Source organism: Janthinobacterium sp. BCJ23 (genome assembly GCF_059617945.1).
Map to the genome: position 1 here is coordinate 145,228 of NZ_JCAQAW010000003.1, position 23,032 is coordinate 168,259.

Genomic DNA, 23,032 nt, shown 5'->3' on the forward strand with positions numbered 1-23,032 from the left:
CGCCGGGCTTGTTCTATGTGAACCGCGATCGCGCCACACCGTGAACTGCATCTGCGCCAGCGCAAACGGGAGCGGGCGGCAAGCGCCCATACTGGCCGCTCCGATGACTTACCCGTTTGTGCCATGAACAAACTCATCGATATTTCCCTGGACCGGTGGGACGCCCGCGGCAGCGCCGCGCAGCAGGCGGCGGCGCAGCAGGCACTCGAAGATGGGCAGGTACTGCTGCTGCCCGCGCTGGGCTTTCCCCTGCGGCAGGAAGAGCATACGCTGCTGAACGGCGCTGTGGGTAGCGCCAGCAGCGCCAAGAACATCAGCTGGGAACCGGCGCGCGGCGTGCGCGGCCACGGCGACGCCTACGATGCGACCCTGCTGGCCGCGCTGATGCAGCGCTATGCGCGGCACACGCAGCGCCTGCTGGCCGGCTTGCTGCCTGCCTATTCGGCCCATCTGCAGCAAGGTAAGGGCAGCTTTCGTCCCGTGGAAATTGCCGGCAGGGTGACCTCGTGGCGCAAGGACGATACACGCCTGCACGTCGACAGCTTTCCCTCCTCGCCCACGCAGGGCCGGCGCATCCTGCGCGTCTTCACCAACATCCATCCGCGCGACGCACCCCGCGTGTGGAAACTGGGCGCGCCATTCGAGCAGGTGGCACAGCATTTCCTGCCCGTCGCGAAACGTCCGCAACCGGTGCTGGCGGCCCTGCTGCAATGGCTGCGCGTCACCAAGTCGCGGCGCACGGCCTACGACCACTACATGCTGCAGCTGCACGACGCCATGAAGGCCGACCTCGGTTACCAGGCGCAGGTGGAACAGTACACGCATGCGTTCGCGCCGGGCCAGACGTGGATCGTCTTCAGCGACACGGTATCGCACGCTGCCCTGCGGGGACAGCATGCGCTGGAGCAAACCTGGCTGCTGCCCGTGCACGCCATGGCCGCTCCGCACAAGTCGCCGCTGGCCATCCTCGAGCGCCAGTTGCAACGCCCGCTGGCCTAGCCGGGGCTCAGGCCGGCAAGCGGACCGCCTTGAAGCGCCGCCAGGCCTTGTGCATGCGGCCATCGCTGCCTTGCGCCTGCGCGCGCGCCGCCAGATAGCCGCGCACGAAGGCAGCATGCAGCCGCAACCGGTCCTGGGCCGACTGGTCGGCCTGGCCGGGCTGGTCGGCCTGAACTTCGGGCAATTGCCGCAGCAGCCGGTCGGCCACCTGCACATCGTTGAGCCAGCCCAGTTCATCCTGCAAGGCCGACAGCCGCCCCACATACGGATGCACGGCCCTGCCCGCAAACAGCGAGGCAAAAAATTCCGTCGCATAGCGCGTCTTCTTGGCCGCGATGCGCACCCGGTGGCGCTGCTGCGGCGTCGCATGCAGCAAACGCTTGCCACGCTTTATCAGGCGGCGCTGGGCCTTGCGCAAGGTCGCGCGGGCAAATGGCGAAACGCGCGCATCCAGGCGCCGCAATTGGCGCGCGGAACAGCTGTCGCGCCAGGCGCGCGCCTGCAGCCAGCGCTGCAAGCCCAGCATGCAGGCCGTGTAGCGCGCCGAGGTGACGGCCTGGGCCGCTTGTTCGTGCTTGAGGCGCGCCTGCGCGTGCGCCGCCTCCGCCAGCGCCGCCGCATCCGTGGCCGCCTCGCCATTGATCTGCGCCAGGGTGTTACCCGCCAACACATCCCAGTCGCGCGCCTCGCCCAGCGCGCCGCCCAGCCACTCGAGTTCGCCCTTCAAGACGTCCGGCAGCGCCAGCAGCGACTTGAACATGCCCAGCGCCGAGCGCAGACGGCGCAGGCCCACGCGCATCTGGTGCACGCTTTCCACGTCCTCGCCCCCCGCCACGCCATCCTGGTTACCGCTCACCTGCTCGAGGCAATTGCCGCAGATAGCGATGAAGGCTTGCTGCACCGTCATGCCGTCATCGAGCCGCAAAGGCTGCGCCTTGACGGCTTGCAAGGGATGCGATGCGGCCAGCCGGTAACCGCGCTCCGCCTTGCTCATATGGCCCAGCTGCAGCGGCACCTCCTGCAGCAGGGCCAGCGCCACGTCGAACAGGCTGGACGCCTGCCCCTGCTTCAATTCCAGTTCGATCTCGCTGACGGGCACGCTGCGCGCGGCGCCATCCGCGCCGCTTTCGATGACACCCTGGTCCAGCACGCATTCGATCTGGTCGCCCTGCGGCGTGCGCAACTGCCATACGGTGCGCTCCATGCGCGTGGTAAACACGGGCCGCAAGGCGTCGCGGATGGCGTCCTGGCGCAGCAGCGCGCGGATGGGCTGCTTGCGGCCGATGACCGAGTCGAGCGCGGCCAGATCCGGTTGCGGCCCCGGCACCTCGCCCTCCCATTCGTGGCGGCTGTGCAAGCCGCCGCTGACCGTGCCGCCCGCCTTCAGGGTTTGCACCCAGCGTCCGTCCACCTGGCGCACGCGCAAGCCCGCCTGGTGGCGGCACAGCTGCAGATCGGGCGTGTCGACATAGATATCGTGCATCTGCAACAGTTGCGGCTCACCTTGCGTGGATTGCGCCAGCAGCGGGTGCGCGCGCAAACGCGGTACATCTTGCTGCGCCAGCAACAATTTCAATTCGATTTCCATGACCGCTCCTTGCGAGACTCCTGATCGCCCATTGTAAGGCGCGTGCGGCCACGCGTACGGCGCACGCACACGGACCTTGATTTTGCGCGAAAATAAGCGCTTCATTCAACGAGGAGATGCCATGACCTACCACGCCGCCGAGAACCGCTACGACAGCATGCAATACCGCACCTGCGGGCGCAGCGGGCTGAAACTGCCACTGCTGTCGCTGGGACTGTGGCATAACTTTGGCGACAGCAACAATCTGGCATCGCAGCGCGACATGCTGCGCACGGCGTTCGACCTGGGCATCACGCATTTCGACCTGGCCAATAATTACGGCCCGCCGTATGGCAGCGCGGAAAGCAATTTCGGCAAGCTGCTGCGCGATGATTTCCTGCCCTACCGCGATGAACTGATCATTTCCACCAAGGCGGGCTGGGACATGTGGCCGGGGCCGTACGGCCAGGGCGGCGGTTCGCGCAAATACGTGCTGGCCAGCCTGGACCAAAGTCTGAAGCGCCTGGGCCTCGACTATGTCGACATCTTTTACTCGCACCGTTACGACGCCGACACGCCGCTCGAAGAAACCATGGGCGCGCTGGCCACCGCCGTGCAACAGGGCAAGGCGCTGTACGTGGGCCTGTCGTCGTATTCGCCGCAAAAGACGGCCGAGGCGGCCGCCCTGCTGAAGGAATGGAAAGTGCCGTGTCTGATCCACCAGCCTGCCTACAACATGCTCAACCGCTGGATCGAGGAAGACGGCTTGCTCGACACCCTGCAGCAGGAAGGCATGGGCTGCATCACATTCACGGCCCTGGCGCAGGGGCTGCTCAGCGACAAGTACCTCGATGGCGTGCCGCAGGATGCGCGCGTCAACCGGCCCGGCGGCGGTTCGCTGATGCAACAGCACCTGAGCGCGGAAAACCTGGCCCGCGTACGCGCCCTGAACCAGATCGCCGCGCAACGGGGGCAAACCCTGGCGCAGATGGCGCTGGCCTGGGTGCTGCGCGATCCCCGCGTCACTTCGACCCTGATCGGCGCGAGCAGCAGCGCGCAAATCCGCGAAAACGTGGCCGCGCTGCAGCAACTGTCGTTCACTGCCGATGAGCTGGCCGCCATCGACGTGCAGGCGCGCGAAGGCCATATCAATCTGTGGGAAGGTCCGTCGCGGGCGACCTGATCACCCGTCCTGCGCTTGTGGCGGCGGCAGCGGGCAGGTAGACTGCCGCCGCCTTCCAATTTCCTCCACGAGGTTCCATGCACGCCATCCCCGCCATCACCCTCTGCCTGCTGCTGTCCTGCGCGGCCAGCGTCAACGCGGCCAATTATTGCGACTCGCCGCAATGGTCGATCGTGCACAACAAGAGCTACGACGAGGTGATGCAGATCGCCACGAAGCGCGACAAGATCCGCGACGCCGAATGCAGTTTTACCGATGTGATCCTGAGAATCCAAAACGAGGAGGCGGGCATCGGGCGCTATCCGGGCATCCTGCTCATCGCCGACGCGCAGGATGAAAACTTCGTCGTCACCAGCCGCGTCGGCGCCTACACCATCTTCAGCTACCGCTACAACGACAAGCGCCTGCTGCAGTTTGCCATGAAAGATCACAGCTGGGCGGAAGGGGAAGCGTTCCAGGCCAGCGCCTACAAGATCACGGGCGTGAAGGAATTCAAGACCATCACGGGCTTCCCCACCACCTTGCTGGTGGTACAGACATTCCAGTTTTACGGGCCCAAATAAGGCGGCAGCAACGCGCCCAATTCCTGCGCCACTTGCCGACGCCGCTCTGGCGTGGCGAAGACGCCCACCGCTACGTGCCGGGTAGCATCATACATATCGTTGATGTGTATCAATTGGCGCGGCCCTTGCGGCATGGCGATGCGCGTGCGCCACGGCGCAAAGTGTTGGCGCCGGCAATGCCCGCCGCTGACCTGTTCAATGATCAGTTCGCCGTCGCGCAGGACGATGTGTTCATAGTCGCGCGCATGGCGCAGGTAATGCAGCAGGGCGATAGCCACCAGGCACAGTTCGGCGAACGAAAAGACGGGAATGTACCAGAGGCCGCGCAGCGCAAAGGCGGCGGCAATGACGAGGGAAAACAGGCATAGCAAGCCATAGGCGCGCAGCAACTGGCGCGCCGTCAAGGCACTGTGGCGCGCCAGCAGCCATTGCGGCTGCTCGCGCGAGTGATCGCGTGGCATGGCGCCTCCCGCACTATCGCTCCATCACCGCAGCGGCCTTCGCCGCCGCAAGGTTCAGCCAGATCGTTCAGCCAGCTTGCGCCAGGGTCAGGCGCCCATGCGCACCAGCGCATGGCCCACGTGCTGCCACCAGTGATCGCGCGACTTGACCTGTTTCAGGCAAGACGTGTCGATTTCCGTGGGAAACACGTGATCCTGGCAAGCCTTCGTTTCCAGGGCATAGCGCTGGTTTTCCGCCGCCGACAGGGCCACGACGAGCCAGAACGCCAGCGCCAGCAAGACCACCAGCAAACTCCAGGCCAGGTGGTTGGTATTACTTTTTTCGCCAAAAAACTCGCGTGGCCGCGTCTCGCGGTACATCGACATCAAGTCTTTTTCTTTCTCTTGCGACATCTGCGTTTGCATCCTCTGACATCCTATCCTGTGCCGGCCGGCTGGCCATGGCGGCGCGCACGCCGCCTTGCCGCCATTTTACGCTGATGGCGCCACAGCGGCGGCAATTTGCGGCCGGCCTCTGGCATCAGGGCCGTGGCGCTGGCGCCTGGGGAGCGCCGGGTTCGCCATCGCCGTCCTCTGCAGGCCGCACGGGCGCCAGGCTTTCCACATGGTCGACGTCGATGTCGCCGCCATCGGGTGCCGTATTGCGCGGCTCCACGCCGGCCCGCTCGCCCGTGCCCGCGGCATCGCTGTCGTTATCGAGCTCTTCCGGGTCCTGGCCCGGCACGCCCTGCATGTCGCTGCCGCTGTCGGAACTGTCGCTGGGACCCAGCGCCCCCTTGCCATGGCCGCTGCCCAGGACGCGGTCGGGGATGACGGGCAAATTGTCCGGATCGAGTGAACTGCTGCTCATGGCGGCCTCCGTTAACAAAAAAACCAGCTTACTCCCCTGGCCCGGCCAGCGGCGCACGCCTGCACGGCCTTTCCCCCAGAAAATGCGGCGGCGCACAACTATTTTCATAAATTACTTCACAAATGTAATATTCATTGCTATAGTTAATTCAAGTAAGCATCTTCTCACCCAGAAACTGCTTCATCGTCGGCATGGCGCCCACCAGCGCCATGCCGCCGAACCGACCGGTACGTGGCGATCCGGCCCATCCACCCAGCCATCAAGCACATTTTGGAGTCTTATCATGCAAGCCAAATCCCTTATCGCAGCATTGTTTGCCGTCACCGCCGCCACCTCGGCTTTCGCCCAAAGCGCCGCGCCTGCCACCACGGGCCAGCAATTGTCGCGCGAACAAGTCACGGCCGAATACGTCCGTGCCCGCAACGCCGGCGAAATCGCCACCAGCGAAGTCGACTATCCGAAAACACCGGCCACCGCCGCCAGCCAGGTGACGCGCGAGCAAGTCATGGCCGAGTTCTACGCCGCCCGCAAAGCTGGCCTGATCCCGCAAACGGAAGCGGACTTTGACGTCGCGCAAACGGCAAAACACGTCGTGCAATAAGAAACCAGTCAGCCGGTTTCAGTCAGTAACAACTCAGTTGCGGCGCAGCACCCGGGCCACTCCCGGCGCTCACCGCGGCGAGCTGTCAGCAGTACCCCAACACCTTCTTCCGGAGTTCCTGCATGTCCCTGCACCGCCGTTTGCTTGCCGCCAGCCTGATCCTTGCCTTGAGCGCGTGCGCCGACATGGGCCATATCGCGCCGCAATCGGCCATGCTCGACGCCAACAAGCTGCAAGCGAGCCAGGCCATGGATGCCGCCGCCAGCGCAGCGATCGCCTGGCCGCGCACGCAATGGTGGCAAGACTTGCATGACCCCCAATTGAACCATTTGATGGACCAGGCGCTGGCCGACAGCCCCACCCTGCGCGGCGCCCAGGCGCGCGTGCGCCAGGCCGAGGCGCTGGCCGGCGCCGCCGAGGACAAGACCCGCCCGCAGGCCGACGCGAATGTTTCCATCAACCGCGAACTGTATTCCCAGCATGGCAGCACGCCAGCGCCGCTGGCCGGCAATTACGCGTGGCGCAACCAGGCCACCGTCACGGCTTCGTACGACCTGGACCTGTGGGGCCGCAACCGTGCCGCCCTGTCCGCCGCCCTGGGCGACGTGCAGATGGCGTCGGCCGAATCGCAGATGGCCCGCCTGGCCCTGGAAACGGCGCTGGTGCGCACCTACATCCAGCTGTCGTATGAATTCCAGCTGCAGGACGTGATCGAACGCAGCCTGGCGCAGCGCGCCCGCATCCTCGACATCACGCGCCAGCGCAAGGCGGCCGGTATCGGTACCGACATTGACGTGGCGCAGATCGAAACCACCTTGCCGGCCGGACGCCGCCAGCTGGAACAGTCGGCCGAATCGCTGGCCCTGCTGCGCAACCAGCTGGCGGCCCTGGCGGGCAAGGGCCCGGCAGCGGGCGCGGCGCTCACGCGCCCTGTGCTGCGCCTGGACCAGCCGCTGGCCATTCCCGCCGCCCTGCCGGCCGACCTGATCGGCCGCCGGCCCGACATCGCCGCCCAGCGCTGGCGGGTCGAAGCGGCGGCGCAGCGCATCGACGCGGCCAAGGCCGAGTTCTACCCTAACGTGAACCTGGTGGCGTTTGCCGGCTTCCAGGCCTTCGGCTTCAGCCATTTTCTTGACGCCAATTCGCAGATCCGCGGCGCCTCGCCCGCGCTGAGCCTGCCCATCTTTGCCGGCGCCCGCCTGCGCGCCCAGCTGGGCAGCCAGACAGCCGTGTACGACGGCGCCGTGGAGCAGTACAACGCCACCGTCATCAACGCCATGTCGGACGTGGCCAACGCCGTCACCAAGGCGCAGTCGCTGGCCAAGCAACACGAGCTGACCGTGCAGGCGCTGGCCACGGCGCGGCGTGCGCGCGACCTGGCGGAAAAGGCGTACAAGGCGGGCATGAGCGACGCCATCGCCATGCTCAACACGCAAGTGGCGCTGCTGGCGGAAGAACAGCAGCAGGCGCAAAATGGGGCGCGCGAGCTCGATCTGTACGTTTCCTTGATGAATGCACTGGGAGGCGGCATATAAGCTTGCAATCCTGGCATTGCCCTAGCTCAACAAGATACAATCGGAACTTTATTCACACATGAAGGAATATGACATGACCGCTTTTGACGCCACCGCCAAGCGGCTGCAAAACATCCGCACGCGCATGCCAGGCTTCCCCATGGAACTGATGCGCCTGTTGCGCATGACGTACCACATTCAAAAAGGCATGAAGGACCTGACCAACGCCGCGCTGAAAAAGCACGACCTGGTCGATGCCAGCTACATGGTGCTGGCCGTGCTGTACGGCACGGACGACGAAACCTCGAACGCCTGCACCCTGGGCATGGCCTGCCATGAAAAACCGGCCAACCTGACGCGCGTGTGCAACGACCTGGAAACGCGCGGCCTGATCCATCGGGGCACGCGTCCCGGCGACCGCCGCTCCGTGATGATCTCGCTGACCGACAAGGGCCGCGCGCTGATCGAAACGGCGCTGCCCGACGTGTACCAGGAAACGTCGGCCCTGTACGAAGGGTTCACGGAAGAAGAGCTGCAAGTGCTCGACAAGCTGTACATGCGCCAGCTGCGCAATTTGAACAATCTCAACAACCAGAACTGATAGCCTATCGATGACGCCAGCCACAGCAACAACACCTATAGACGGCCCCCTGACCCGGGTGGCCCGCTGGCTGGCGCTGGCGCTGCAGGACTGGCGCGCGACGGAAGGCGAACGCTGGATCTACGTCGGCAAGACTCTGATCGCCGCGTTCTGCGCCCTGTGGCTGGCTTACCGCCTGGGCCTCGATTCACCGAGCACGGCGATGACCACCACCATCATCCTGGCCCTGCCCAGCAGCGGCATGGTGCTGGAAAAAAGCTTTTACCGCCTGTGCGGCACCCTGCTCGGCTGCACGGCCGCACTGACCCTGATCGGCCTGTTCCCGCAGCAGCCCGTGCTGCTGTTCGCCGGCCTGGCCCTGTGGGTGGGCCTGTGCACGAGCGGCTCGGCCCTGCACCGCAACGCCCAGTCGTATGTGTACGTACTGGCCGGCTACACGGCCTGCATGATCGTGCTGCCCGCCATCGAGCAGCCGATGCAGGTCTTCTCGCTGGCCGTCACGCGCGTGGCTGAAGTGAGCCTGGGCATCATCTGCTCGGCAGCCGTGTCCAGCGTGCTGCTGCCGCGCCACCAGGGCACGCAGGTCATGCGCACGGTGCAGGCGCGCTACGGCAAATTCCTCACCTTTTGCCAGGATGTGCTGCAGCAAAAACTCACGCCGGCGCAAGTGGAACTGACGCATCTGCAGTTTGCCGCCGACGTGGCGGCGCTGGAACTGGGCCGCTCGGCCGCCCTGTTCGAAGTGACGAGCAAGGTCAGTCACGTGCGTGCGCAAAACCGCAAGCTGCACGCCTTCAACGCCACCTTCATGACGGCGCTGACCACCTTCTATACCTTCCACCGCCTGTTCGACCGCCTGCAGCGCGATGGCGAAACCCAGGTCATGCAGGCCTGCGCGCCCCTGTACGCCATCGTCGCCGAAGCGCTGCAAGCGACGCCTTCGCAAGACTCCCTCGACACCATGCAGCGGCATCTGCAGACGGCGCTGGGCCAGGCGCGCGCGGACATCGACGGCGCCGCCATCGCGCATGCGCAGCGCATCGATTTCGACACCGTGTGCGAATTGCTCGAGCGCTTCGCGCGCGACATGAGCCGCTTTCACGAAGTGTATTTCAGCCTCGTGCACGACACGCCGCTGGACGTGAGCACGCCGCAGGCATATGCACCGAAGACGCCGCCCGCACTGGTACTTGCCAGCGGCGCGCGCGCCGGCATCAGCCTGGCCCTGCTGGCGCTGGGCGCCTATTTCCTCGCCTGGCCCTACGCCAGCACGGCGATGCTGATGGCGGCCGTGTTCTGCGCGCTGGCCTCGTCCTCGCCGCGCCCGATCATGATGATCCGCCAGGTGCTGGCGGGCTTTCTGATCGCCATGCCGCTGTCGCTCGTCTGCGTGTACTTCGTGCTGGTGCACGGCGACGGCTTCCCCATGCTGGTACTCAGTTTTGCGCCGTTCCTCGCCGTCGGCCTGTACCTGATGACGAATCCCGCCAAGCTGGGCGTGGGCCTGGGCGTGTCGACCTTCATCACGCAGATGGCGCCGACGAATGTGATGCATGTCGATGGCGCGGCCTTTCTCAACACGGGCATGGCCCTGATCGTCGGCCTGATGCTGGCCGCCCTCGTGTTTGCCGTGCTGCTGCCCGAGCACACGATGGGCCACAAGGACCACATCGGCCGGGCCCTGTGGCGCGAAGCGCTGCATGCGTGCACGGCGCCCGCACGCCGTGTCAAACACCGTTTCGACAACCGCGTGCGCGACCTGCTCAGCCAGCTCAACGCGGCGGCCGGCCCGGCGCCGGGCGAAGCCACGCGCGCCGTCGTGCGCCAGGCACTGACCCTGCTGGAAATCGGCCACTCCGTGATCGAACTGCGCGAACTGATCGCCACCGCCCGGCCAGGCGCCACGCGCCACGCGCTGCAGCAGTGCGTGGACCACATCGCCAGCTGGCTGCGCACGCGCAGCGATACGGCACTGCAGGCGGCGCTGGCGGCCACCCTGCAGGCGGGCGCCGTCGTGCGCGCGGCCCAGACGGAAGCCGATGCCACCGGCGAGCGCAGCGCGCGCCTGCAGACGGCGCTGGCCGACCTGCACTCGATCTACACCTCATTGCTCGACCACATGGCGCCTGGCGCCGGAGACCACCATGCCGCGTGAATTCGCCCTGTTCGGAATTCTGATTCCTACCCTGCTGCCCCTGTTCCTCCTCAGCATAGTCCTGCAAACCCTGCTCGACCGCGTGCTGGGCTGGCTGGGCGTGTACCGCATGGTGTGGCACCCGTCGCTGGCGCGGCTGTGCATCTTCATCGCCATCTTCGGCGCGCTGGCGCTATCGCTTTACAAATAAAAAAAACCGCTCAACCCGATCAAGGAAAGGCTGCCGACATGGTAAGCAAACTGACCCGCTATGCAATCACCGTGCTGCTATTGGCAGCCGCCCTATGGATAGGCAAGACCGTCTGGGACCGCTACATGGAGTCGCCGTGGACGCGCGACGGCCGCATCAAGGCCGACATCGTCAACATCAGCGCCGACGTGGCCGGCACCGTCACGGACGTGCTGGTGCGCGACAACCAGGTCGTGCAAAAAGGCGACGTGCTGTTCGTCGTCGACAAGGAACGCTATGTGAGCGCGCTGGCGCAAGCCGATGCCGTGCTGGCCGCGCAAAGGACGGAACAGGGCCGCCGCGGCAAGGAAGCGCAGCGCCGCGCAGGCCTTGACGCCAGCATCATCTCGACGGAAAGCCGCGAAAGCGCGGCGTTCGCCGCCACCTCGGCCACGTCGCAAGTGCAGGCCGCCGTGGCCGCCCGCGCACTGGCGCAATTGAACCTCGAGCGCACCACCGTGCGCGCGCCCGTCAGCGGCTACGTGACGAACCTGAACGTGCACAAGGGCGATTTCGCCGCCGTCGGCGCGGCCAAGCTGGCCGTCATCGACAGCGCCTCCTACTACGTCGTCGGCTACTTCGAAGAGACCAAGCTGGGCATGCTGGCGCAGGACGACAAGGCGGAAATGAATCTGATGAGCGGCGGCACGCTGCATGGCCACATCGAGAGCATCGCGCGCGGCATCACCGACCGCGACGCCGCCACGGGCCGCGAACTGCTGGCCGACGTCAACCCCACGTTCAACTGGGTGCGCCTGGCGCAGCGCGTGCCCGTGCGCATCCACATCGACGAGCAGCCGAAAGGACAACTGCTGGTGGCCGGCACCACGTGCACCGTGGTGATCACGCCCCACTCTGCACCGGCGCCGAAACCAGCGGCCGCGCACCCCGCATGATACGCGGCGGCGCCGGACGCCTGGCGGAAATCGCCCTGTTCCTCGACGCCGCGGCGCTGGGCAGCTTTTCCGCGGCCGGCCGCAAGCACGGCCTGTCGCCGGCCGCCGCAAGCGCCGCCATCGCGCGCCTGGAAGCGGCGCTGGGCGCCACCCTGTTCGAACGCACCACGCGCCAGCTGCGCCTGACGGAAGAAGGCCTGCACTACCGCCGCTACAGCGAACAGGCGCTGGACTTGCTGGCGCAGGCCGAAGACGGCTTGCACGCGGGCGGCGGCGCCGTGCGCGGCGTGGTGCGCATTTCGGCGCCGTCCGACATCGGCCGCCAGTTGCTGCTGCCCATGCTCGACCGCTTTGCCGCGCTGCACCCGCAGGTGCGCCATGCGCTGACCCTGACGGACGCCACGGCCAACCTGGTGCAGGACGACGTCGACCTGGCCATCCGCTACGGCGAGCTGCCCGACAGCGACATGGTGGCGCGCCTGCTGCACCCGGGCCGGCGCGTCGTGTGCGTGGCGCCCGCGCTGGCCGCCAGGGTCGGCGTGCCGGCCGCGCCGCGCGACCTGGCATCGCTGCCGACGCTCGTGCTCACGGCCGGCGACGGCGCGCCGCAGGAGTGGCGCTACCGCGAAAACGGCAAGCGCCACAGCCTGCGGCTGCAGGGGGACTGGCACAGCAACGACGGCGAAATCATCCGCCGCTGGGCCGTGGCCGGCCATGGCTATGCCTACAAATCCCTGCTCGACATCGGCGACGACCTGCGCGCGGGGCGCTTGCAAACGGTGCTCGACGATTACTTTGCCGATAGCGTCCCCCTGAACCTGCTGTACCGGCGCAGCCGCTTCCAGCCGCCGCGCGTTACCCTGCTGGTCGAGTTCCTGCTGCGGCAATTCGCCGACCTGCAGGCGCACGGTTAGCGGGCCGCCATCACGGCGCCAGCACGCCCAGCTGGCGCAGCAGGGTCAGATTGTCTTCCAGGTGCCAGTTGTCGCTGATGCGCCCTTGCGCATTCACGCGGTACAAATCAAACGCATGGAAATCGATGGCTTGCCCCTGGCCGCGCAGCTCGCCCTGCGGCGTGGGGAAGACGCCCGTGAAGCGGCCCGTGAAATGCAGGCGCAAGGTGACCCGGTCGCCGGCCACCAGCATCTCCTCGATGGCGACTTTCAAATCCGGCACCGCCGCATGGAACACCTGCGACGCCTGCAGCGGACCGGCCAAGCCCTGCGGCCGGCCGGCGGGCAAGGTACGGTCGGTGAAATCGTCAGCCAGCGCCAGCCGCGCCAGGGCCGGATCGCCGCTTTGCCAGAACGCGGCATAGCGGCGCGCGGCCAGCGCCACGGTGGCATCGGCTTTCGCGCCGGACAGGTGGGCCGGCATGGGCAAATCCATGGCGGCATGGGCTGGCGCGGCGGCCAGCAGCGACAGGGCCAGGAGGGCGGGGGCAAAAGCGGGCATAGTAGTTCCAAATGAGTTGATCGGCGTGCACATGGCACACCGCCATTCTGGACCCGCTTGCCGCGCTTGATAATTGGTCCCGTGCTTGAATCAGTCGCTTACTGAAGTTGAAAATCAGCGTCCGCCCGCCACGTCGAGGATGCTGCCCGTGACATAGCTGGCGCCCGGCCCCAGCAGGTACACAATGGCGTCGGCGATTTCTTCAGGCTGGCCGCCCCGCTGCATCGGCACGCCGGGCGCCAGGCGCGCCACCCTGCCCGGTTCGCCGCCCGAAGCGTGGATCTCCGTATAGATGATGCCGGGCCGCACGCCGTTGACGCGGATGCCCTCGGCCGCCACTTCCTTCGCCAGGCCGAGGGTCAGGGTATCGACGGCGCCTTTCGAGGCCGCGTAATCGATGTATTCGTCCGGAGAGCCGAGGCGCGCCGCCGCCGACGACACATTCACGATGCGCCCGCCCTGCCCGCCATGGGCCGTCGACATGCGCCGCACGGCCTGCTGGCAGCACAGGAAATAACTGATCACATTGGTGCGCAGCACGCGTTCGAGGCGCTGCGCGGACATGTCGACGAGCCGGCATTTCTGCTCCAGCACGCCCACATTGTTGACCAGCGCCGTGAGCGTACCCAGGCGCGCATCGACTTCCGCAAACAGGCGCGCCACGTCCGCTTCATCGCTGGCATCGGCCTGCACGGCGATGGCCTCGCCCCCGTCGGCCACGATGCGCGCGCACAGCGCGTCGGCCGCCTGCGCGTCGCGCACATAATTGATGCACACGGCATAGCCCTGGCGCGCCGCCAGCAGCGCCGTCGCCGCGCCGATGCCGCGGCTGCTACCGGTAATCAAGATCACTTCCTTCATCGTCCCTCCTGAATAGTTGTGGCTTCATCATACGCGGACGAAAAAAAACCCGCACGCGGCGGGTTTTTCGTACTGACACATTCAATTTCGGAAATGCGTCATGGCGTAAGTGAGGTGCTGCCACCAGTGTTCGCGCGACTGCACGGACGCCAGGCATTTCGCATCGACCTCGTTCTTGAACGCGGGGTCCACGCAAGCCTTGCTGGCCAGCGCATTGCGCTGGTTTTCCACGTTGACGATGGCAATCGCCAGCCACGCCACGAGGGCGAGGGCCAGTACGCACAGGGTCCAGGGCAGCTGTTTCATGACGTCTCCGCTTACTTCTTCGCTGGGGCCGGTGCGCGCTCTTTCAGCACGCGCGCCACCAGTTCATCCATCACGCGCAGGGTCGCGGCCTGGGTTTGCGGCTCGGACTGGCCCGGGCGCGACAGCTGCGCCGGCGACGTCACGAAGCGGCCATCGATGACGATGGTCGGCGCGCTCTCGATCTTGCTGGCGGTGATCAGCTGCTCGTTGCGTTTCAGCTTGGTCTGCACGCCGAACGAGTTGAACATGTCCAGGTATTTCGCCTTGTCGATGCCGTTCTTGACCAGCAGGTCGAGGATGGCGTCATCGCGGTTCAGGCGGTTGCGCTCGACGTGGATGGCGCGGAAGATCTTGTCGTGGAACTGGTCCAGCTGGCCCATCGCTTCCAGCGTGGCATAGGCGTGCGCCTGCGGGTCTTTCGGGCCGGTGGCGGCCAGGTGGACGCGGCGGAAGGCGATCTTGTCGCCCTGCTTCTTGACCCAGTCGTGCATCAGCGGATCGAGCACGTAGCAGTGCGGGCACGAATACATGAAGTACTCGACCACTTCCACCTTCTTGCCCGTGTCCGTGCGCACTGGCGTCGTGAGCGTGGTAAAGCCGGTATCGGCCGCCATGGCGCCGCCGGTGGCCGCCACCAGGGTGACGGCGGCAAGCAGGGGACGCAAGAAACGCAGAAAACGCATATAAATCCTTCATCATAAGTGGTCGTGAACGGGGCGAGATTACCACTTTTTGCGCCGGACGATGTCGCCCGGCCGGAAAAAAAGCGCTTTTATCCGCTCCGTTTGCACCCGCTTAAGCCGCATTTAAGCCCCGCCGCGCCCCTGCCTCAGAAATGGTAGCGCGCCGACACGCGCAACTGGCGCGCCTCATTGAGGTAAATGCTCGAGCGGCAGCCCGGCGCATCGCCGTAATGGCGGCGGTTGGCCAGGTTGCTGCCGGCCAGTTCCAGCTCCCAGGCGCCCAGCTTGCGCACATAGCGTCCGTCCACGGTGGCAAACGCTGGCACCTGTGCCAGGCAGCTGTTGGCGAAATCGGGACCATAGCGCAGCGCGCGCAGCCATTGCACGCCCACATCGGCACTGGCGCCCGCCTGCCCCGTCCAGTACAGGCGCAGGCTGGCCAGGGTCTTGGGCACGAGAGCGATGTCCGGGCCGTCGTAGGCGTAATCGTCATAGCGCGCATGCACTTGCCGCAGCTGCCCGTCGAGGCGCCAGTCGCGCGCCAGCGCCATGCTGGCCTCGATGGCGACACCGTCGCGGCGCGAGGGATCGAGGTTGCCCGCAAAGCCCAGCTGGCCCAGGTTCTGGTCGAAGACGATCTGGTTGCTCAGGCGCTCGCTGAACACGCGCACGGAAGCGCTGCGCGCCGCGTCGCCGAAGGTGGCGCCCACTTCCATGTCGCGCCGCAACTGTCCCGCCAGCGGGCGGTAGCCGGCGCGGGTATAGCCATCATCGTCGATGCGGTAGCTGCGCGCGGCCTTCGCATACACGCTCAGTTGCGGGCGCAGCTGCAGGCTGCCCTGCACGTCCCAGGCATTCTGGTTTTCCCAGTCGCTGCCGCCGGCGGGCATATCGGCCGGATCAAGCTGGAACTGTTCATGCCGCAGCCCCAGCAACAGGCGCGGCGCATACGGGCCGCCAAAGGCCAACTCTTCGCGCAGCAGCAGCGCGCGCGAATACTGGCGGCGCTGCGCATCGCCCGCGCGGCCCGAGCGCCGCTGCCACTGCATCAGGTCCAGGCCCACTTCCGTATCCGTGCCCACGCCGCCCACCTTGCCGTAATGGCGCAGGCGTGGCGCCAGTTGCCGGCGGCGGCTGCTGTACGTCGATTCGCTGCTGCCGTCCTCGCCCGCATAGTGGGCCGTGGCGCGCTTTTCCCGCTGCGACAGTTCCACGCCCAGCTCGAAACTGCCCACATAGCGCTGCACGAAGGCGCTGGCGCGCCGCACTTCATAGCGGTACAGGTCTTCCGGGCGGGCCGCCAGCAAGGCCAGGAACGGCGCCTCGGGCGCGGGATAGCGGGTGTCCTGGTTCAGCTGGTCGGCGCTGAAACCGAAGCGGCCCTGGCGCAGCTTCCATTCCGCGCCGCCGTTGAAGCCGCGCTGGTGAAACACGCTGCCATCGCGGTAATTGCCGTTGCGCAGGCCGTCGATGGCCACGTCGAGCACCATGCCGCCCTGGTCGCGCGACAAGGCGCCGCGCACGCTGTGCTGGCCGCCCTGCGCCAGTTCGGCGGACAAGTCGCCATGCGTGACGCCGGCCGCGCCGCCATCCGCGCCTTCCTGCGCCCACGCAGGCATGGCCAGGGCGCACAACAGCAAGGTGCGCATGGCGATGGTCAGGGCGGAAGGGGCAGGCATCATGGCGGAAAGCTGGGTGCGCCACCGGGGCGCGCACGCACGGCAGCAGGAGGGATGGCAAAAGCGAATCATTATACGCACGGCGCGCGGCGCCGCAACAGCCGGCAAAGCTGCCAGCACAATTCATTGCTTATTTGTAATTTTTACAGGTATATTAAGGAACGCCCGGCGATCCTGGGTGCAGCCGACTGCATTTGAAGATCATCAATCAGAAGTCACTGTGGGAGTCACGCATGGAAAGTCGTAGCACACCGCGCCGCCGCATTTCCCTCATCCCGGGCAAGCTCAAGGCCCTTTCCATCGCCGCCCTGCTGCTGGCCGGCCTGGCCCTGCAAGCCGACCTGTTCGCCCAGCCGGATCAGGGCAAGCCCGCCAGCGCACCCCTGCCGCTGGCACCATCGGCCGACGGCATCGCCCTCGCTTCGCCGCATGCGTCGGCCGTCACCACGCCCAGCGCCAGCAACGCCTGGGGCGGTGCGCGCACGGGCGCGCAAGCGACCCTGTCGGACCGCGTGGTCGACTACCGGATCGAAGCGACGCTCGATCCCGTCAAGCACACGATCGATGGTCGGCAGAAACTGCGCTGGCGCAACCGCAGCGCGCAAGCCGTCAGCAGCGTCTACCTGCACCTGTACCTGAACGCGTTCGAAGGCGAGCATTCGACTTTCTTCACCGAGAAGCGCAAGCTCGATACGGGTTTCCGCTCGGGCGTCGATACGCGCGACGGCGAGTGGGGCTACATCGAACTGCGCAGCATGACGCAGAACGGCGCCAGGGCGCCCTGGCATTTCGTCCAGCCCGACAACGGCCCGGCCACCGACCGCACGGTGGTGCGCGTCGACTTGCCGCAGGCCGTCGCGCCGGGCGCCGAGACGACGCTCGACATCGGCTTCTTCGACCAGCTGCCGCGCGTCATCGCGCGCACCGGCTATTTCGGCAGCTTCCACCTGGTGGGCCAGTGGTTCCCCAAGATCGCCGTGCTGGAACTGCCCGGCGAACGGGGCGCCACGGCGCCGCGCTGGAATGCCCATGAATTCCACCTGAACTCGGAGTTCTACGCCGACTTCGGCCACTACGACGTGAAGCTGACCGTGCCCAAGGAATACACGGTGGGCGCCACGGGCGAGCTGCAGGGCGCGCCGCAGGAAAAGAACGGCATGCTCACGCATCACTATGTGCAGGGCGACGTGCACGATTTCGCCTGGACGGCCGACAAGCGCAGCGCGCCGCCGCTGCTGGACAGCTGGAACGGCCCTGGCAGCCCGCCCGTGGCCATCAAGGTGCTGTACCCGCCCGAATACGCGTCGAACGCGGCGCCCGCGCTGCAGGCGGCCAAGGATACACTCACGTATTTTTCGCGCACCCTGGGCCCGTATCCGTACAAGACCCTGACGGTGGTGATTCCACCATTTAACGCGGCCGAAGCGGGCGGCATGGAATACCCGACCTTCTTCACGGCCTCGGGCTACGCCGGCCTGCAGCCGAAGACGGCGGCTGAATTCGGCCTCGATTTCGTCACCATCCATGAATTCGGCCATGGCTATTTCTACGGCATCCTGGCCTCGAACGAATTCGAGGAACCGATCCTCGACGAAGGCTTGAACGAGTACTGGGACCAGCGCATGCTGCGCGCGCGCGGCCAGGATATCCACGCCACCACGCCCCTGCTCAAGCGCCTGGGCTTCGCTCCCGCCTTCAAGGTCTTCGAGTTCGAGCGCACGGCCGCACCGCGCCAGGACGCGGCCGACCCGCTGGGCCAGAACGCGTGGGACCGCCTGCAGGGCGTGGGCCCCGTCTACACCCGCACGGCCACCACCCTGCGCGACCTCGAAGCGCGCATCGGCAGCGAGGCCATGGAACGGGGTTTCAAGGCCTACTATGAACAGTGGAAATTCCGCCACCCGAGCGTGGCCGACCTGCGCGAAGCGCTGGCCGAAGCGACGGGCCAGCGGCGCATCGTGGAACAGGTCTTCGCGCAGCAAGTGTATGCCAGCGCGAATATCGACGACCGCATCGGCAGCTTTACCAGCGACGAGCAGACGCCGCTGGCCGGCATGGCGCTGGTGAACGGCAAGCGCGTGGAACGCACGCCCGAGGCGCTGGAACAAGAAGAGGACAAGGTGCGCGAGGCGTGGGACAAAGCGCACCCGGACGCCAAGCCAGGCACGGGTCCCTATCCGTATCTGACCAGCGTGGTGCTGCGCCGCCGCGGCGCGCCCGTGCCGCAGGTGCTGCTGGTGAAGTTCGCCGACGGCACGTCCGAACGCGTGGTGTGGGACAACGACCAGCTGTGGCAGCGCTACACCTGGAGCAAGCCCGTGAAGGCCGTTTCGGCCGAACTGGACCCCGATCGCGTGCACTACCTCGACGTCAACAAGCTCGATGACAGCCGCACCCTGAAAGCCGACAAGTCCGCCGCGCGGCGCTGGAGCGTCGACCTCGCCGCCGCCTTCCAATACCTCTTTTCCCTGATTGCCACCGTATGAGCGCCACTTCCACGACACGGGCCAGCGGCCTGACACTGACCACGCGCGCCAGTCGCGCCGCCCTGCAATGGCGCTTGCTGCTGCTATGGGCCGGCCTGCTGCTGATCCCCGCCATCGTTGCCGTCATCCCGCTCTGGCGCACCTTGAGCGCCAGCCTCGATCAGGCCGTGCATGCGGCGGCCCTGGCGCAGCAACTCGACCTGATGACCCTGGCCGATCTGGCAGCCAATGCCAGCCGCAATGGCGCCGCCATCAGCCAGGCCGCCATCGCCGGCGTCGTCCTGACCCTGCTGCTGTCGCCGCTGCTGAGCGGCCTGGTGGTGACGGCCGCGCGCGCGCCGGCGCCACTGGGCTTCGGCGCGCTGCTGACGGGCGCCTTCAGCGCATACGGCCGCATGCTGCGCATGCTGTTGTGGAGCATCGTGCCGCTGGGCCTCGCGCTGGCGATCGGTGCCGGCGCGCTGAAATTGGCCGACAAGCACGCGGCGACAGCCATCCTGGAAGCGGACGCCGACCTGGCCCGTCACCTGGCCTTGCTGTTCGCGGGCGTGCTGTTCCTGCTGGCCTGCGCCACGCTCGATGCGGGCCGCGCGGCGCTGGCCGTCGACCGGCGCCGTACGTCGGCCGTCAAGGCGTGGTGGCGCGGCCTGGGCATGCTGCGCCGGCGTCCGCTGGCCTGCCTGGCCATCTACCTCGCCATCACCGTGCTGGGACTGGCCCTGTATGCGCTGCTGGGCGTGGCGCGCCTGAACCTGGCCGGCCCGGGTCCGCTGGCCATCGTGGCCGGCTTGCTGGCAACGCAGCTGGCGGTGCTGGTGCTGGCGTGGATGCGCAGTGCGCGCCTGTTCGCGCTGATCGGCGTCAAGCGTTCGCTCGCGTGATCAAGCTCCCAGGCGCCCTTCATCGGCGAGGAAGTCGATGAAGGTGCGCACTTTCGAGGACAGGTAGCGGCGGCTCGTGTAGACGGCATACACCTTGCCGCCCGCCAGCTGGTAAGCGTCGAAAAGGCGCACCAGCCGCCCGGCCGCCAGGTCCGCATCCGTCTGCCACGATGGCAACAGTGCGATGCCCATGCCGTCGAGCGCGGCCGCGTGCAGCAGGCTTTCGTTATTGCATTGCAGGACGGGCGAGAACTTCACCGTCTCGCGTCCCTGCGGCCCGTCGAAGGCCAGCTCATTGCCGTTCGCCAACAAGGAATAGCTGATCATCGCGTGCTGCGCCAGATCTTGCGGCAGCTGCGGCTGGCCGGCGCGCGCCAGGTAGGCGGGCGCGGCCACCAGGTGAAAGGCGATGCTGCCGATGGGCCGCGCAATCAGGGCCGGCGACGGCGCCTGGCTCACGCGCAGGGCCAGGTCGAAGCCCTCTTCCACCAGGTTGACGACTCTTCCGCTCAAGTCGATGTCGAACGTCACTTCCGGGAAGCGCTCGCGGTAGGCCACGAGGGTGCGCGTAAAGATGGCGTTGGCGAACCAGACGGGCGCGCTCAGGCGCAGCATGCCGCGCGGCACCACGGTCGTGCGGCCCACCGTCGCTTCCACCTCGTCGAGGTTGTCGAGCATGTCGCGGCACTGTTCAAAATACACCTTGCCGATTTCCGTCAGGCTCAGGTGGCGGCTGCTGCGGTTCAGCAATCGCGCGCCCAGGTGGCGCTCGAGGTGCATCACGTGCTTGCTGACCATGGCCGGCGACAGGTCGAGGCGCTCGCTGGCGCGCACGAAACTGTCCAGCTCCACCACGGCGCGAAACACGCGCATGCTGCGCAAGGTATCCATGACTGCCCGATCATCAACAAAATGGAAATGATATATCAATAATGGCGATCTTGATCAACTGGCTGGGGATGACTATCATCGATAGCATCAGCCATTCCACTGCGGAGCCGCCATGCAAGAGCACACTTTCCCTACCTACTTCCTGTCGCACGGCGGCGGCCCCTGGCCGTTCATGAAAGACCAGTTCGGCGGCCGCTACGACGTGCTCGAAGCGTCGTTGCAGGATATCCCGCGCCAGATCGGCGCGCGTCCGAAAGCCGTGCTGGTCGTCACGGCGCACTGGGAAGGGCCGCAATTTCTCGTCTCGGCCAGCCCCCGGCCGGGCATGATCTACGATTACTCGGGCTTTCCGCCGCACACCTATCAAATCCAGTACCCGGCACCGGGCGCGCCGGAACTGGCTGCGCAGGTAAAACAGTTGCTGGACGCGGCCGGCCATCCGGCGCGCCTCGACCATGAACGTGGTTTCGACCATGGCACCTTCAGCGCCCTGTTCCCCATCTACCCGCAGGCGGACATGCCGCTGGTGCAGCTGTCGCTCAAACACGGCTACGACCCGCTCACCCACATCGAGGTGGGCCGCGCGCTGGCCAGCCTGCGCCGCCAGGGCGTGCTGATACTGGGCAGCGGCCTGTCTTACCATAACCTGCGCCAGTTCGGCCAGGCGGGCGCCGTCGCCTCGCACCAGTTCGACGCCTGGCTGCGCCAGACGATGGCCTTGCCGCCGGAACAGAGATTGGCGCAACTGCTGGCCTGGGACCGGGCGCCGGGCGCACGCCAGGCCCATCCGCAGGAAGACCATCTGCTGCCGCTGATGGTGGCGCTCGGCGCGGCCGAGCAGGAAGCGGCGCACGTGGCGTATCACGAGGAGGATTTTTTTGGAGCGCTGGCGGTGACGAGTTTCCGGTTTGGAGCGACTGGCGGAAATTAGCAACGAGCCGGGGTCAGACGGGGACGCCGAGTCCCTCAACACCGCTAACGGCTGGTTCAGCGCCAACGTCACCGGGGGTCTGACCCCAGAATTTAAAAAAGCCGCTAACAAGCGGCTTTTAGTTCATTACGTACCGCGCTTGCCGCGCGCCGCATTCTTCGCCTTCTCGGCAGCAATCTCGGCCGCCTTGGCCGCTTTTTCCGCCATCTCGGCCGCGTGCTGGGCCATCAGGGCCGCACGCGTGTCCGGCGTTTCCAGCGAGATGCGTCCCAGAATGCCGCTGCGGTAATCGAGCAGCAAGGTGTGCGACGCCTTCTCGAAATCGTAGTCGCCGCCCTTGATGCGGAAGCCGCGCTTGGCGGCGATGCCCTCGACCACGCCGATGGCATCGACTTCACCGACCTTGGTGCCGTAGCGGGTTGCCAGCAAGTCCGGGTAGCGCTTGAGCAACTCCTCGGCCAGGAACACGGCCACTTCCTCTTCGATCAGCGCGTTCGAGCCGATAGCGTGGCTGGCGGCCAGCATCAGGCCGTCGCTGGGGATGGCGATCTTCGGCCACAGCATGCCGGGCGTGTCGACGAGGATGGTGTTCTTGTCCAGATACAGCTTTTGCTGCATCTTCGTCACGGCCGGCTCGTCGCCCACCTTGGCCACGCGCTTTTTCAGCAGCGCGTTCATCAGGGTCGACTTGCCCACGTTGGGGATGCCCATGATCATGATGCGCAGCGGCTTGGTCGGCACGCCGCGGTGCGGCGCCAGCGACTTGGCCAAGTCCGGAATGCGCGCCACGTCGCCCGGCTTCTTGGTCGTCATCGCATACGCGGTCACGCCTTCCTGCGCATTGAAATACGCCACCCAGGCGGCGGTCGCGGCAGGATCGGCCAGGTCGGTCTTGTTGAGGATTTTCAGGCAAGGGCGCTGGCGGAACAGGCGCAGCTCGTCCACCATGGGATTGCAGCTGGCTGCCGGCAGGCGCGCGTCCACCACTTCAATCACCAGATCGGTGTTTTCCATGGTTTCGGCCGCTTTCTTGCGGGCCGCGTTCATGTGTCCTGGGTACCATTGTATCGCCATGCTCTTGCTTTCAAAATCGTTCAGTCAATCCGCTATTTTACGTGGTTGCCGCCACGACGTCCCGTTTTCCGCCGCCAGCGCCAGCCGTGCGACGCGAACGAGACAATTGGTGATAATTTAGCAGTTACTCGAATGATAAGATCCGCAGTCCGTCCAGCCTGGACGG

Annotated in this window: 24 protein-coding genes; 13 read left to right on the plus strand and 11 right to left on the minus strand. The window is 66.3% G+C overall.

The annotated features are described in order from the left end of the window. The first annotated feature begins 123 nt into the window (after positions 1-123). A complete protein-coding gene (gene kdoO / locus AC54AG_RS12215) occupies positions 124-999 on the plus strand; it encodes a Kdo hydroxylase KdoO (protein WP_496630473.1) in 876 nt (291 codons plus the stop codon). Positions 1,000-1,006: 7 nt separating this feature from the next. Here the strand turns inward: kdoO and AC54AG_RS12220 are convergent, their stop codons facing one another. Then, positions 1,007-2,587, minus strand: coding sequence for a CYTH and CHAD domain-containing protein (locus AC54AG_RS12220; RefSeq protein WP_496630474.1), 1,581 nt, complete (start codon positions 2,585-2,587; stop codon positions 1,007-1,009). A 121-nt stretch (positions 2,588-2,708) separates the two neighbouring features. Between AC54AG_RS12220 and mgrA the strand changes: the two genes are divergently transcribed. After that, a complete protein-coding gene (gene mgrA, locus AC54AG_RS12225) occupies positions 2,709-3,749 on the plus strand; it encodes an L-glyceraldehyde 3-phosphate reductase (protein WP_034751755.1) in 1,041 nt (346 codons plus the stop codon). A 77-nt stretch (positions 3,750-3,826) separates the two neighbouring features. Next, positions 3,827-4,312 carry a hypothetical protein gene (locus AC54AG_RS12230; protein ID WP_496630476.1) on the plus strand — a complete coding sequence of 162 codons (486 nt, stop codon included), beginning with the start codon at positions 3,827-3,829 and terminating at the stop codon, positions 4,310-4,312. On the opposite strand, the gene AC54AG_RS12235 is transcribed toward AC54AG_RS12230, so the two are convergent. From AC54AG_RS12235 to AC54AG_RS12245, 3 genes are all read right to left on the minus strand, one after another. After that, positions 4,297-4,773 (minus strand): DUF2244 domain-containing protein, encoded by a 477-nt coding sequence (locus AC54AG_RS12235; protein ID WP_496630477.1) that lies wholly within the window; start codon positions 4,771-4,773, stop codon positions 4,297-4,299. The two genes, AC54AG_RS12230 and AC54AG_RS12235, sit on opposite strands and share 16 nt — an antisense overlap. 87 nt (positions 4,774-4,860) lie before the next feature. Continuing rightward, complete coding sequence (locus AC54AG_RS12240) at positions 4,861-5,166, minus strand: hypothetical protein (RefSeq protein ID WP_331777418.1); 306 nt, start codon at positions 5,164-5,166, stop codon at positions 4,861-4,863. A 127-nt stretch (positions 5,167-5,293) separates the two neighbouring features. Continuing rightward, on the minus strand, positions 5,294-5,623 hold the full coding sequence (locus AC54AG_RS12245; RefSeq protein WP_331777419.1) for a hypothetical protein: 330 nt from the start codon (positions 5,621-5,623) through the stop codon (positions 5,294-5,296). Between the two features lie 283 nt (positions 5,624-5,906). Between AC54AG_RS12245 and AC54AG_RS12250 the strand changes: the two genes are divergently transcribed. From AC54AG_RS12250 to AC54AG_RS12280, 7 genes are all read left to right on the plus strand, one after another. Then, positions 5,907-6,224, plus strand: coding sequence for a DUF4148 domain-containing protein (locus AC54AG_RS12250; protein ID WP_034751760.1), 318 nt, complete (start codon positions 5,907-5,909; stop codon positions 6,222-6,224). A 122-nt stretch (positions 6,225-6,346) separates the two neighbouring features. After that, positions 6,347-7,759 carry an efflux transporter outer membrane subunit gene (locus tag AC54AG_RS12255; protein WP_496630478.1) on the plus strand — a complete coding sequence of 471 codons (1,413 nt, stop codon included), beginning with the start codon at positions 6,347-6,349 and terminating at the stop codon, positions 7,757-7,759. A 73-nt stretch (positions 7,760-7,832) separates the two neighbouring features. Beyond that, positions 7,833-8,339, plus strand: coding sequence for a MarR family winged helix-turn-helix transcriptional regulator (locus AC54AG_RS12260; protein ID WP_034751839.1), 507 nt, complete (start codon positions 7,833-7,835; stop codon positions 8,337-8,339). A gap of 10 nt (positions 8,340-8,349) precedes the next feature. After that, positions 8,350-10,494, plus strand: coding sequence for an FUSC family protein (locus AC54AG_RS12265; protein WP_496630479.1), 2,145 nt, complete (start codon positions 8,350-8,352; stop codon positions 10,492-10,494). Continuing rightward, the gene (locus AC54AG_RS12270) at positions 10,484-10,684 is read left to right on the plus strand and encodes a DUF1656 domain-containing protein (RefSeq protein WP_496630480.1); all 201 of its coding nucleotides are present in this window, start codon (positions 10,484-10,486) and stop codon (positions 10,682-10,684) included. The genes AC54AG_RS12265 and AC54AG_RS12270 overlap by 11 nt, the downstream gene beginning before the upstream one ends. Positions 10,685-10,722: 38 nt before the next feature. After that, positions 10,723-11,619, plus strand: coding sequence for an HlyD family secretion protein (locus AC54AG_RS12275; protein ID WP_331777422.1), 897 nt, complete (start codon positions 10,723-10,725; stop codon positions 11,617-11,619). After that, positions 11,616-12,533, plus strand: a complete 918-nt coding sequence (locus AC54AG_RS12280) for a LysR family transcriptional regulator (protein WP_331777423.1) — start codon at positions 11,616-11,618, stop codon at positions 12,531-12,533. Before AC54AG_RS12275 ends, AC54AG_RS12280 begins: the two co-directional genes overlap by 4 nt. Positions 12,534-12,543: 10 nt before the next feature. On the opposite strand, the gene AC54AG_RS12285 is transcribed toward AC54AG_RS12280, so the two are convergent. From AC54AG_RS12285 to AC54AG_RS12305, 5 genes are all read right to left on the minus strand, one after another. Next, positions 12,544-13,074 (minus strand): ester cyclase, encoded by a 531-nt coding sequence (locus AC54AG_RS12285; RefSeq protein ID WP_496630481.1) that lies wholly within the window; start codon positions 13,072-13,074, stop codon positions 12,544-12,546. Positions 13,075-13,188: 114 nt separating this feature from the next. Continuing rightward, positions 13,189-13,935, minus strand: coding sequence for an SDR family oxidoreductase (locus AC54AG_RS12290; RefSeq protein ID WP_496630482.1), 747 nt, complete (start codon positions 13,933-13,935; stop codon positions 13,189-13,191). Positions 13,936-14,016: 81 nt separating this feature from the next. Then, complete coding sequence (locus tag AC54AG_RS12295; RefSeq protein ID WP_070303949.1) at positions 14,017-14,241, minus strand: hypothetical protein; 225 nt, start codon at positions 14,239-14,241, stop codon at positions 14,017-14,019. A gap of 11 nt (positions 14,242-14,252) precedes the next feature. Further along, positions 14,253-14,924, minus strand: coding sequence for a thiol:disulfide interchange protein DsbA/DsbL (locus AC54AG_RS12300; RefSeq protein ID WP_034751770.1), 672 nt, complete (start codon positions 14,922-14,924; stop codon positions 14,253-14,255). Positions 14,925-15,070: 146 nt separating this feature from the next. Continuing rightward, positions 15,071-16,606 carry a TonB-dependent receptor domain-containing protein gene (locus AC54AG_RS12305; protein WP_496630484.1) on the minus strand — a complete coding sequence of 512 codons (1,536 nt, stop codon included), beginning with the start codon at positions 16,604-16,606 and terminating at the stop codon, positions 15,071-15,073. Positions 16,607-16,836: 230 nt separating this feature from the next. On the opposite strand from AC54AG_RS12305, the gene AC54AG_RS12310 reads away from it, so the two are divergent. After that, positions 16,837-19,089, plus strand: a complete 2,253-nt coding sequence (locus tag AC54AG_RS12310) for a M1 family metallopeptidase (RefSeq protein WP_496630485.1) — start codon at positions 16,837-16,839, stop codon at positions 19,087-19,089. After that, positions 19,086-19,970 (plus strand): hypothetical protein, encoded by an 885-nt coding sequence (locus AC54AG_RS12315; protein ID WP_496630486.1) that lies wholly within the window; start codon positions 19,086-19,088, stop codon positions 19,968-19,970. The genes AC54AG_RS12310 and AC54AG_RS12315 overlap by 4 nt, the downstream gene beginning before the upstream one ends. On the opposite strand, the gene AC54AG_RS12320 is transcribed toward AC54AG_RS12315, so the two are convergent. Next, on the minus strand, positions 19,971-20,861 hold the full coding sequence (locus AC54AG_RS12320) for a LysR family transcriptional regulator (RefSeq protein WP_034751772.1): 891 nt from the start codon (positions 20,859-20,861) through the stop codon (positions 19,971-19,973). It abuts the gene before it with no gap. A 112-nt stretch (positions 20,862-20,973) separates the two neighbouring features. On the opposite strand from AC54AG_RS12320, the gene AC54AG_RS12325 reads away from it, so the two are divergent. After that, the gene (locus tag AC54AG_RS12325; protein WP_496630487.1) at positions 20,974-21,792 is read left to right on the plus strand and encodes a DODA-type extradiol aromatic ring-opening family dioxygenase; all 819 of its coding nucleotides are present in this window, start codon (positions 20,974-20,976) and stop codon (positions 21,790-21,792) included. Positions 21,793-21,918: 126 nt separating this feature from the next. On the opposite strand, the gene ylqF is transcribed toward AC54AG_RS12325, so the two are convergent. Next, complete coding sequence (gene ylqF / locus AC54AG_RS12330; protein WP_128140235.1) at positions 21,919-22,866, minus strand: ribosome biogenesis GTPase YlqF; 948 nt, start codon at positions 22,864-22,866, stop codon at positions 21,919-21,921. Between the last annotated feature and the right edge of the window lie 166 nt (positions 22,867-23,032).

What these genes read in the sequence shown, in the direction of transcription:
- AC54AG_RS12275 (WP_331777422.1), top strand. Translation starts at nt 10,723, where the DNA reads ATGGTAAGCAAACTGACCCGCTATGCAATCACCGTGCTGCTATTGGCA.
- AC54AG_RS12240 (WP_331777418.1), bottom strand. Translation starts at nt 5,166, where the DNA reads ATGTCGCAAGAGAAAGAAAAAGACTTGATGTCGATGTACCGCGAGACG.
- ylqF (WP_128140235.1), bottom strand. Translation starts at nt 22,866, where the DNA reads ATGGCGATACAATGGTACCCAGGACACATGAACGCGGCCCGCAAGAAA.
- AC54AG_RS12300 (WP_034751770.1), bottom strand. Translation starts at nt 14,924, where the DNA reads ATGCGTTTTCTGCGTTTCTTGCGTCCCCTGCTTGCCGCCGTCACCCTG.
- AC54AG_RS12310 (WP_496630485.1), top strand. Translation starts at nt 16,837, where the DNA reads ATGGAAAGTCGTAGCACACCGCGCCGCCGCATTTCCCTCATCCCGGGC.
- kdoO (WP_496630473.1), top strand. Translation starts at nt 124, where the DNA reads ATGAACAAACTCATCGATATTTCCCTGGACCGGTGGGACGCCCGCGGC.
- AC54AG_RS12260 (WP_034751839.1), top strand. Translation starts at nt 7,833, where the DNA reads ATGACCGCTTTTGACGCCACCGCCAAGCGGCTGCAAAACATCCGCACG.
- AC54AG_RS12235 (WP_496630477.1), bottom strand. Translation starts at nt 4,773, where the DNA reads ATGCCACGCGATCACTCGCGCGAGCAGCCGCAATGGCTGCTGGCGCGC.
- AC54AG_RS12250 (WP_034751760.1), top strand. Translation starts at nt 5,907, where the DNA reads ATGCAAGCCAAATCCCTTATCGCAGCATTGTTTGCCGTCACCGCCGCC.
- AC54AG_RS12220 (WP_496630474.1), bottom strand. Translation starts at nt 2,587, where the DNA reads ATGGAAATCGAATTGAAATTGTTGCTGGCGCAGCAAGATGTACCGCGT.
- AC54AG_RS12270 (WP_496630480.1), top strand. Translation starts at nt 10,484, where the DNA reads ATGCCGCGTGAATTCGCCCTGTTCGGAATTCTGATTCCTACCCTGCTG.
- AC54AG_RS12295 (WP_070303949.1), bottom strand. Translation starts at nt 14,241, where the DNA reads ATGAAACAGCTGCCCTGGACCCTGTGCGTACTGGCCCTCGCCCTCGTG.
- AC54AG_RS12315 (WP_496630486.1), top strand. Translation starts at nt 19,086, where the DNA reads ATGAGCGCCACTTCCACGACACGGGCCAGCGGCCTGACACTGACCACG.
- AC54AG_RS12230 (WP_496630476.1), top strand. Translation starts at nt 3,827, where the DNA reads ATGCACGCCATCCCCGCCATCACCCTCTGCCTGCTGCTGTCCTGCGCG.
- AC54AG_RS12320 (WP_034751772.1), bottom strand. Translation starts at nt 20,861, where the DNA reads ATGGATACCTTGCGCAGCATGCGCGTGTTTCGCGCCGTGGTGGAGCTG.
- AC54AG_RS12305 (WP_496630484.1), bottom strand. Translation starts at nt 16,606, where the DNA reads ATGATGCCTGCCCCTTCCGCCCTGACCATCGCCATGCGCACCTTGCTG.
- AC54AG_RS12280 (WP_331777423.1), top strand. Translation starts at nt 11,616, where the DNA reads ATGATACGCGGCGGCGCCGGACGCCTGGCGGAAATCGCCCTGTTCCTC.
- mgrA (WP_034751755.1), top strand. Translation starts at nt 2,709, where the DNA reads ATGACCTACCACGCCGCCGAGAACCGCTACGACAGCATGCAATACCGC.
- AC54AG_RS12245 (WP_331777419.1), bottom strand. Translation starts at nt 5,623, where the DNA reads ATGAGCAGCAGTTCACTCGATCCGGACAATTTGCCCGTCATCCCCGAC.
- AC54AG_RS12325 (WP_496630487.1), top strand. Translation starts at nt 20,974, where the DNA reads ATGCAAGAGCACACTTTCCCTACCTACTTCCTGTCGCACGGCGGCGGC.
- AC54AG_RS12255 (WP_496630478.1), top strand. Translation starts at nt 6,347, where the DNA reads ATGTCCCTGCACCGCCGTTTGCTTGCCGCCAGCCTGATCCTTGCCTTG.
- AC54AG_RS12285 (WP_496630481.1), bottom strand. Translation starts at nt 13,074, where the DNA reads ATGCCCGCTTTTGCCCCCGCCCTCCTGGCCCTGTCGCTGCTGGCCGCC.
- AC54AG_RS12290 (WP_496630482.1), bottom strand. Translation starts at nt 13,935, where the DNA reads ATGAAGGAAGTGATCTTGATTACCGGTAGCAGCCGCGGCATCGGCGCG.
- AC54AG_RS12265 (WP_496630479.1), top strand. Translation starts at nt 8,350, where the DNA reads ATGACGCCAGCCACAGCAACAACACCTATAGACGGCCCCCTGACCCGG.